Here is a 9,146-nt window from a genome sequence, read left to right as displayed (position 1 = left end):
ACGTGCCATGACGCCGTGACGCGTCGGACCCGGCTGTCCGGCCGGATGCACGCGTCGCGGATGCCCGCCGGGACCAGGCGCGCCGCGACCCGGTTTGCCGAACGGACATCCTCCGGCGCTGTCCCGCGTCAGGGACAGGGCGGGCCGGCGGCCCCCTGCGGCCCCCCTTTCGGGAGTGTCAGCCGTAGTGCGCCACCGGCGTGCCGGCGATCGCGGCCATGTTGAGCAGCCCGCGCGCGGTGATCGAGGGTGTCACGATATGCGCGCGGTTGCCCATCCCCATCAGGATCGGCCCGACCTCCAGCCCGTCGGCCCGCATCTTGAGGATGTTGCGCACGCCCGAGGCCGCGTCGGCATGGGCGAAGACCAGCACGTTGGCCGCGCCCTGCATCCGGTTCTCGGGGAAGACCCGCGCGCGCAGCTCGGGGTCGAGGGCCGCGTCGATGTTCATCTCGCCCTCGTAGGCGAAATCGGCCTCCTGCGCGTCGAGCACGGCCAGCGCCTCGCGGATGCGCGCACCGGTCCCCTCGGCCATCGAGCCGAACTGCGACTGCGAGCAGAGCGCGATGTTGGGCGTCAGGCCGAAGCGGCGGACGTGCCGCGCCGCGCCCACCGCGACCTCCGCGATCTGCGCCGGGTCGGGTTCGGCGTGCACATGGGTGTCCGCGATGAAGAGCGGCCCGTCCTCGAGGATCATCAGAGACAGGGCGCCATGCGGCCGCAATCCGCCGCGGCCAAGCACTTGCGTGACATAGTTCAGGTGCCAGCGATATTCGCCGAAGGTGCCGCAGATCAGGCTGTCGGCCTCTTCCCGGTGCACCATCACCGCCCCGATCGCAGTGGTGTTGGTGCGCATGATCGCGCGCGCGAGATCGGGCGTCACGCCGCGCCGCGCCATCAACTCGTGGTAGGTCTGCCAGTAGTCGCGGTAGCGCGGGTCGTTCTCGGGGTTCACGATCTGCAGGTCGCGGCCCGGGCGGATGTCGAGGCCATAACGCTCCGCGCGCCGCTCGATCACCTCCGGCCGGCCGATCAGGATGGGGGTGTCGGTCGTTTCCTCCAGGATCGCCTGCGCCGCGCGCAGCACGCGCTCGTCCTCGCCCTCGGCAAAGACGATGCGGCGCCGGGCGGTGGCCGCCGCGTCGAACACGGGCCGCATCAGCAGCGCGGAGCGGAAGACGCTGGCCTCGAGCCGCCGCCTGTAGGCGTCGAGGTCGTCGATGGGCCGTGCCGCCACGCCGCTGTCCATCGCGGCCCTGGCGACGGCGGTCGCCACCACGGCCGAGAGCCGCGGGTCGAAGGGCTTGGGGATCAGGTAGTCGCGCCCGAAGGTCAGCGCCTCGCCGCGGTAGGCGGCGGCGGTTTCCGCGCTGGTGGTCTGGCGCGCGATCTCCGCGATGCCCTCGATACAGGCGATCTGCATGGCGTCGTTGATCTCGGTCGCGCCGGCGTCGAGCGCGCCGCGGAAGATGAAGGGAAAACACAGGACGTTGTTGACCTGGTTGGGGTAGTCGCTGCGCCCGGTGGCGATGATCGCGTCGGGGGCCACGGCGCGCGCCGCTTCCGGCATGATCTCGGGCTCGGGGTTGGCCAGCGCGAAGATGATCGGCGGATCGGCCATCTGCGCCACGTCTTCGGGCGCCAGGGCTCCGGGCCCCGACAGCCCCAGGAAGAGGTCCGCGCCCTCGATCACCTCCGGAAGCGTGCGCTTGTCGCTGGCCTGCGCGAAGGCGGCCTTTTCGGGGTTCATGTCCACCTCCCGCCCCTCGTGGACAAGCCCGTGGATGTCGCAGAGCCAGATGTTCTCGCGCCGCACGCCCAGCTTGAGCAGCATGTTGAGACAGGCGATGCCCGCCGCGCCGCCGCCTGTCGAGACAACCTTGATGTCCTCGAACCGCTTGCCGGCCACGCGCAGCGCGTTGGTGGCCGCGGCGCCCACGACGATGGCGGTGCCGTGCTGGTCGTCGTGGAAGACGGGGATGTTCATCCGCTCGCGGCAGAGCCGTTCGACGATGAAGCAGTCGGGCGCCTTGATGTCCTCCAGGTTGATCGCCCCGAAGGTGGGCTCCAGCGCGCAGACGATCTCGGCCAGCCGCGCGGGGTCGGATTCGTTCACCTCGATGTCGAAGCAGTCGATGCCGGCGAACTTCTTGAAGAGCACCGCCTTGCCCTCCATCACCGGCTTGGAGGCCAGCGCCCCGATGTTGCCCAGCCCGAGCACCGCAGAGCCGTTGGTGACGACGGCCACGAGGTTGCCGCGCGTGGTGTAGCGCGCCGCCGCCGTCGCGTCCGCCGCGATCTCGAGACAGGCCTCGGCCACGCCGGGCGAATAGGCGCGCGCGAGGTCGCGGCCGTTGGCCAGCGGCTTGGTCGCCCGGATCTCGAGCTTTCCCGGCTTCGGCTCGGCGTGATAGGCCAGCGCCGCGGCGCGCAGCGCCTCGCGCGTGCTGTCGGTCATGGGCGGGCTCCTCCCGGTTTGCCGCGCGCACTGTCCTTCAGTTCGGCGGGGGGCGCAACGGGCGCGGCGCCTGCGTCCGGCGCGGCGGAACAGTCCGGAAACGACGCTTCATGCCGCGAATCCGTCGTGCGCGCTCTTGCGTGCGGGGCGGCAGCCCTTACCCTAGAAGACACGAACAGCCCCAGCCCCATATCGCCGCCCGATCCGGCCGGACGCCCGCGCCCGGCCCCGCGGCGGTTTGCGGGGCGCAGCGAGAGAGCGGAGCGATGTGCGGTTTTGTATGCCTGTGGAATATCGGTGACGAGGATCTGGCCCAGAAGATGGTGACGAAGATCGCGCACCGCGGGCCCGATGCCGTCGAGGTGGTGCGCGGGCAGGGCGCACCGGTGGTGATGGCGCACTGCCGCCTGTCGATCATCGGGCCGGAGGACGGGCGCCAGCCTATCTGGGACAAGGGCGATCTGCTGGTCGCCAACGGCGAGATCTACAACCACGCCGACCTGCGCGCGATCCTGGGCGAATCGGCCTTCGAGACCGAAAGCGACAGCGAGTCGATCCTGCATCTCTTCCGCACGGGCGAGTTGCGCTGGATCGCGAAGCTCGACGGCATGTTCGCCTTCGTGCTGGCGACGAAGACCCGGATCATCGCGGCGCGCGACCCGCTGGGCATCAAGCCGCTCTACATGGCGCGGATCGGCGAGGGCCTGGCCTTCGCCAGCGAACTGAAGGCCTTCGACGGGATCGAGGTGGATCACGTCGAATCGATCCCGCCGGGGATGCTCTACGACAGCCACGACGGGATGCGGCAGTGGTACCGCACGCCGCACGGCGCGGCCGAGGAGGAACCGGGCCTCGACATCGAGGCGGTCGCGGGCGAATTGCGCCTGGTGCTGGAAGAGGCGGTGGCGAAGTGGATGGTCGCCGACGTGGAGGTGGGCAGCTTCCTGTCCGGCGGGCTCGACAGCTCGATCATCGCGGCGCTGGCCGCGCGCCTCGCGCCCTACCGGCTCAAGACCTTCGCGGTGGGCACCGCGGGCAGCGACGACCTGCGCGCCGCCCGCGAGGTGGCCGCGCACATCGGCTCGGACCATTACGAGGATGTGTTCACGGCCGCGGACGTGGCCCGCGTGCTGCCGCATGTGATCTACCACCTGGAAAGCGCCGACGTGGACCTGGTGCGCTCGGCGATCCCGACGCATTTCGCGGCGCGCCTCGCGGCGCGCCACGTCAAGGCGGTGCTGACGGGGGAGGGGGCTGACGAACTCTTTGCCGGCTACACCTACCACCACGGCTACGCCGACCACCCGCAGGAACTGGCGCAGGAACTGACCCGCTCGCTCAACGCGATGCACAACATCAACCTGCAGCGGGTGGACCGGGTGACCATGGCCGAGAGCCTGGAGGCACGCACGCCGTTCCTGGACCGCGACCTGATCGACTTCGCGCAGTCGATCCCGGCAACGCTCAAGATGCGGCGCACCGACCCGGAGGCGGTGGAAAGCACCGGCGAGACGACGGAGAAATGGATCCTGCGCAAGGCGGTCGCGGACCTGCTGCCGGAGGCGCTCGTCTGGCGGAAGAAGGCTCAGTTCGACGAGGGCTCGGGCACGGTGGCCGCGCTGGAGGAGGCGCTTATGATCGTCTCCGGCGCCGAGGCGCCGCTCGACCGCGCGGCCGAGGCTGCGCTCTACGAGCGGCTGCTGCGCGCGGCCTTCGAGACGCCCGAGCGTATCCTGCAGAACGCGGGCACATGGGAGAGCGCATCGCGCGTCACCGCGGCGTGAGCCGGGCGGCGCGGCCTTGCGGCCGCACGGCGTCTGGCACTTCGTGCGGAGGGGGCGCTGCCCCCGTCGCGCGGGACGCGCGACTCCCCCGGGGTATTTCGGGCAAGAGGAAGGACCGGGAGCGGCGCGGCCCTTGACCGACCGGGGCGCGCCGAGCCCTTGCAACGGGATCGCGCCCGCCCCAAGACTGGGGTCCGGTTTCTGGACGGGAGATGGCCATGGATCTGCGCGAGGCGGCGCTGGCGGTGCGCGGGCGGGCGCATGCGCCCTATTCGGGGTTCGCCGTGGGGGCCGCGCTGCGCGGCGCAGGTGGCGGCCTGCATGTGGGCTGCAACGTCGAGAACGTCTCCTACCCGGAGGGCACCTGTGCCGAGGCGGGGGCGATCGCCGCGATGGTGGCGGCGGGGGAGACGCGCATCGCGGAGGTCTATGTGGTGGCGGATGCGCCCGTGCCGGTCAGCCCCTGCGGCGGTTGCCGGCAGCGGTTGGCCGAGTTCGCGCCGCCGGAGGTGGTGGTGGTGATGGCGACCGTGGCGGGCGCGGAGCGTCGGATGACGCTGGGTGAGCTGCTGCCGGGCGCCTTCGGGCCGGATCACATGGCCGCCGGCTGAATGGAGGCACGGGGGCTCCTTGCGGCGCTGCGCCGGGGCGAGGCGCCGTCGGAAGCGGCGCTGGCCTGGGCCGCGGCGGCGCTGGCGGACGGGCGGATGTCGGATGCGCAGGCGGGGGCCTTCGCGATGGGGGTCTGTCGCGCGCCGCTCACGCCCGAGGGGCGCAGGGTTCTGACGCTGGCGATGCGCGACAGCGGGCGGGTGCTGCGCTGGGACGCGGGTGCGCCGGTTGTGGACAAGCATTCCACGGGCGGCGTGGGCGACTGCGTGAGCCTGGTGCTGGCGCCCGCGCTCGCCGCCTGCGGCGCCCTCGTGCCGATGATCTCCGGCCGGGGGCTGGGGCATACCGGCGGCACGCTCGACAAGATGGAGGCGATCCCGGGGCTGCGCGTGGACCTGGAGGAGCGCCAGCTTCGGCAGGTGGTTGCGCGCGCGGGCTGTGCGATCGCGGCGGCCACGGCAGAGATCGCGCCCGCGGACCGGCGGCTTTACGCGGTGCGCGACGTGACCGGCACGGTCGAGAGCCTGGACCTGATCACCGCCTCGATCCTGTCGAAGAAACTGGCCGCGGGGCTTCAGGCGCTGGTGCTCGACGTCAAGCTGGGCGCGGGCGCCTTCATGAAGACGCGCGACGAGGCCCAAGCGCTGGCGGCGGCGCTGGTTGAGACGGCGAACGCGGCTGGCTGCCGGACCTCGGCGCTGATCACCGACATGAGCCAGCCCGTCGCGCCGGCGCTGGGCAATGCGCTGGAGGTGGCAGAGGCGCTGCGGGTGCTGGCCGGGGGGGCGCGCGGGCGGCTTTTCGAGGTCAGCGCGGCGCTGGGCGGCGAGGCGCTGGCGCTTGCGGGGCTCGCTGCGGACGCGGAGGCTGGGGCGGGCCGGATTGCCGAGGCGATCCGCAGCGGCGCGGCGGCGGATCGTTTCGGGCGGATGGTGGCGGCGATGGGCGGGCCGGTGGCCTTCGTCGAGGACTGGGCGCGCTTTCTGCCGGAGGCGCCTGTGATCCGCGAGATCACGGCCACGGAGGCCGGCCATGTGGCCGCCATCGACGGCGAGGCGCTGGGGCTTGCCGTCGTGGACCTGGGCGGCGGGCGCAGGGTGGAGCGCGACCGGGTCGATCCGGCGGTGGGGCTGTCGGAGGTGGTCGAGCTTGGCGCGCGGGTCGAGCGCGGCCAGGCACTGGCCCGCGTCCACGCCGCGCGGGAGGCGCAGGCGGAAGCGGCGGTGCAGGCCGTGCGTGCGGCGATCCGGCTGGGTGCGGCGCCCGAGGCGCCGCCGATGGTGCATGCGCGGGTGGGGCCGTGACGCGGGCGTTCCTGATCGTGATGGACAGCGTGGGCATCGGCGGCGCGCCGGATGCTGCGGCATTCTTCAGCGGGGGCGTGCCGGATACCGGCGCGAACACCCTGGGCCATATCGCCGAGGCCTGCGCGCGGGGAGAGGCCGAGGCGGGGCGCAGCGGCCCGCTGCACGTGCCCGTGCTGGACCGGCTGGGGCTGGGGGCGGCGGTGCGGCTGGCGAGCGGTCGGGCGGCGCCGGGGCTTGACGCGGCACCCGAGGGGCTCTGGGCCGCGGCGACGGAGGCGAGCCCGGGGAAGGACACGCCGTCGGGGCACTGGGAGCTAGCCGGCCTGCCAGTGCCCTGGGAGTGGACCTATTTCCCCGACACGCAGCCGGCCTTTCCCGCCGGTCTGGTGGCCGATGTGTGCCGGCTGGCCGGGACCGGGGGGATCCTCGGCAACTGCCACGCGTCGGGGACGGAGATCGTCGAACGGCTGGGGGCGGAGCATCTGCGCAGCGGCTGGCCCATCTGCTACACCTCTGCCGACAGCGTGTTCCAGATCGCCGCGCATGAAGAGGCGTTCGGGCTCGACCGGCTGCTGGCGCTCTGCGCGGGGCTTGCGCCGCGCCTGCATGCCATGCGGGTGGGGCGGGTCATCGCGCGGCCCTTCGTCGGCGACCCGGAGACCGGGTTCACGCGGACGGGCAACCGGCGCGATTATGCCATCGCCCCGCCCGAGCCGGTGCTGACCGATTGGGTGCAGGACGCGGGCGGCCGGGTGATCGCGCTGGGCAAGATCGGAGACATCCTTTCGATGGCGGGCATCGACGAGGTGCGCAAGGGCACGGATGCGGAACTGATGGCGCATCTGGCCGACTGCATCGAGGGTGCGCCGGAGGGCAGCCTGACCTTCGCCAATTTCGTCGAGTTCGACAGCCTCTGGGGGCATCGCCGCAACGTCGCCGGCTATGCCCGCGCGCTGGAATGGTTCGACGCCGGGATCGGGCGGCTGCTGCCGCGGCTGCGCGAGGATGATCTCTTGATCCTGACCGCCGATCACGGCAACGACCCCACCTGGGCCGGCACCGATCACACCCGCGAGCGGGTGCCGGTGCTCTGCGCCGGGGCGGGGCAGGGCAGCGCGGGACTGATCGCTTTCGCCGACGTGGCGGCAAGCGTGGCCGCGCATCTGGGCGTGCCCGCGCGAGGACCGGGAAGGAGCTTTCTGTGACGCTGGCGGACGTGCCGAAGATCGAACTGCACCTGCATCTGGAGGGCGCCGCGCCCCCCGGTTTCGTGCGCCGGCTGGCGGCCGAGAAGCATCTCGACCTGTCGGGCATCTTCCGCCCGGACGGCTCCTATGCCTTCCGCGACTTCCCGCATTTCCTGCAGGTCTACGAGGCCGCGACCAGCGTTCTGACCTCGCCCGCGGACTACGCGCGCCTCGTCGCGGCGGTGCTGGAGCGCAGCGCGGCGGCGGGCGTGATCCACACGGAGGCCTTTCTCAGCCCCGATTTCTGCGGCGGCGGCGACGTGGCCGCCTGGCGGGACTATCTCGCCGCGATGCAGGAGGCGGCGGCAGAGGCCCAGCGCGCGCACGGCATCACGATGCGCGGCGTGGTGACCTGCATCCGGCATTTCGGGCCGGAGCGGGCGAAGCCCGTTGCGATCTGTGCCGCGGAGACGGCGGGGGATTTCATCACCGGCTTCGGCATGGGCGGCGACGAGGGCGTGGGCCGGCAGGGCGACTATGCCTGGGCATTCGACTGCGCGCGCGAGGCGGGGCTGGGGCTGACCACCCACGCGGGCGAATGGGCCGGGCCGCAGTCGGTCGCCGAGGCGCTGGAGCTTGGCGTCACGCGCATCGGCCATGGCGTCCGTGCGATCGAGGACCCGGCGCTCGTCGCCCGTCTGGCCGAGCGGGGCACGGTGCTGGAGGTCTGCCCGGGCTCCAACCTCGCCCTGGGGCTTTACCCCTCGGCGCGCGCCCACCCCATCGCACAGCTGCGCGATGCGGGTGTGCCGGTGACGGTCTCGACCGACGATCCGCCCTTCTTTCACACCGACATGCCGCGCGAATACGAGGTGCTGCACGATGCCTTCGGCTGGGACGAGGCCGACTTCGCCGAGATCAACCGCACGGCGGCGCGCGCGGCCTTCTGCGACGAGGGGCTGCGCGACGGGCTGCTTGCGCGTCTCGGCTGACAGGCGCGAGCGCCTGCCGACGCCCCGGTCCGTCGCCGCGCCGCTGTGCCAGGCGGGTTGCGCCGCCGCGCACCGGGCTTACGAAAGAGGGCGCATCGCAGAAGGAATCACGCCCCCATGACCGACCGGAGCATTCCAGAACAACTCACCATCGTCAGCCACCCGCTGGTGCAGCACAAACTGACCCACATGCGGGACAGGACGACCTCGACGGCAGGCTTCAGGCAGCTGTTGCGCGAGATCAGCCAGCTTCTGGCCTACGAGGTGACGCGCGAACTGCGCCTCACGACGAGCCTGATCGAAACCCCGCTGTCCGAGATGGAGGCGCCCGTGCTTGCGGGCAAGAAACTGGCGCTGATCTCGATCCTGCGGGCGGGCAACGGCCTGCTCGACGGCGTGCTGGAGCTGATTCCCTCGGCGCGGGTTGGCTTCGTGGGCCTTTACCGCGACGAGGAGACGCTGCAGCCGGTGCAGTACTATTTCAAGGTGCCCGAGGGGCTCGGGGGGCGGCTGGTGATCGTTCTGGATCCGATGCTCGCGACCGGAAATTCCTCCGTCAAGGCCATCGATCTGCTGAAGGAGCGCGGCGCAAGCGACATCCGCTTTCTCTGTCTTCTCGCAGCGCCGGAGGGGGTCGCGCGAATGGCCCAGGCGCACCCGGACGTGCCCATCGTCACGGCCGCGCTCGACGAGCGCCTGAACGAGAAGGGCTACATCGTGCCCGGCCTTGGCGACGCCGGCGATCGCATGTTCGGGACAAAATGAGAGATCGCAACACTTTACTCGCGGGCGCGGCTGCGGCATCC

7 protein-coding genes are annotated in these 9,146 nt (G+C 71.9%); 6 read left to right on the top strand and 1 reads right to left on the bottom strand.

All coding sequences use genetic code 11. From position 1 onward, the window contains the following. Positions 1-178: 178 nt before the first annotated feature. Positions 179-2,458 carry an NADP-dependent malic enzyme gene (locus ACLFOB_RS04765; RefSeq protein WP_410925171.1) on the bottom strand — a complete coding sequence of 760 codons (2,280 nt, stop codon included), beginning with the start codon at positions 2,456-2,458 and terminating at the stop codon, positions 179-181. A 266-nt stretch (positions 2,459-2,724) separates the two neighbouring features. On the opposite strand from ACLFOB_RS04765, the gene asnB reads away from it, so the two are divergent. The 6 genes from asnB to upp all read left to right on the top strand — a co-directional run bounded on the left by asnB (position 2,725) and on the right by upp (position 9,105). Beyond that, the gene (asnB, locus tag ACLFOB_RS04760; protein WP_410925169.1) at positions 2,725-4,242 is read left to right on the top strand and encodes an asparagine synthase (glutamine-hydrolyzing); all 1,518 of its coding nucleotides are present in this window, start codon (positions 2,725-2,727) and stop codon (positions 4,240-4,242) included. Between the two features lie 218 nt (positions 4,243-4,460). Continuing rightward, positions 4,461-4,853, top strand: coding sequence for a cytidine deaminase (locus ACLFOB_RS04755; RefSeq protein ID WP_410916856.1), 393 nt, complete (start codon positions 4,461-4,463; stop codon positions 4,851-4,853). Then, positions 4,854-6,158, top strand: a complete 1,305-nt coding sequence (locus ACLFOB_RS04750) for a thymidine phosphorylase (RefSeq protein ID WP_410925167.1) — start codon at positions 4,854-4,856, stop codon at positions 6,156-6,158. It abuts the gene before it with no gap. Continuing rightward, the gene (locus ACLFOB_RS04745; protein WP_410925165.1) at positions 6,155-7,366 is read left to right on the top strand and encodes a phosphopentomutase; all 1,212 of its coding nucleotides are present in this window, start codon (positions 6,155-6,157) and stop codon (positions 7,364-7,366) included. The genes ACLFOB_RS04750 and ACLFOB_RS04745 overlap by 4 nt, the downstream gene beginning before the upstream one ends. Next, positions 7,363-8,340, top strand: coding sequence for an adenosine deaminase (locus ACLFOB_RS04740; RefSeq protein ID WP_410916853.1), 978 nt, complete (start codon positions 7,363-7,365; stop codon positions 8,338-8,340). The genes ACLFOB_RS04745 and ACLFOB_RS04740 overlap by 4 nt, the downstream gene beginning before the upstream one ends. A gap of 132 nt (positions 8,341-8,472) precedes the next feature. Beyond that, the gene (upp, locus tag ACLFOB_RS04735) at positions 8,473-9,105 is read left to right on the top strand and encodes a uracil phosphoribosyltransferase (protein ID WP_410916861.1); all 633 of its coding nucleotides are present in this window, start codon (positions 8,473-8,475) and stop codon (positions 9,103-9,105) included. Positions 9,106-9,146 lie beyond the last annotated feature (41 nt).

Source organism: Rhodosalinus sp. (assembly GCF_046542825.1).
In the GTDB taxonomy this organism is placed as follows: domain Bacteria; phylum Pseudomonadota; class Alphaproteobacteria; order Rhodobacterales; family Rhodobacteraceae; genus Rhodosalinus.
Note: the sequence above shows the minus strand (reverse complement) of the source record. Positions and strands in the feature narration are given on the sequence as shown.

Bases quoted from the DNA above. Each gene is read 5' to 3' on its own strand.
- ACLFOB_RS04750 (WP_410925167.1), top strand. From the start codon at position 4,854: ATGGAGGCACGGGGGCTCCTTGCGGCGCTGCGCCGGGGCGAGGCGCCG.
- ACLFOB_RS04755 (WP_410916856.1), top strand. From the start codon at position 4,461: ATGGATCTGCGCGAGGCGGCGCTGGCGGTGCGCGGGCGGGCGCATGCG.
- asnB (WP_410925169.1), top strand. From the start codon at position 2,725: ATGTGCGGTTTTGTATGCCTGTGGAATATCGGTGACGAGGATCTGGCC.
- ACLFOB_RS04765 (WP_410925171.1), bottom strand. From the start codon at position 2,458: ATGACCGACAGCACGCGCGAGGCGCTGCGCGCCGCGGCGCTGGCCTAT.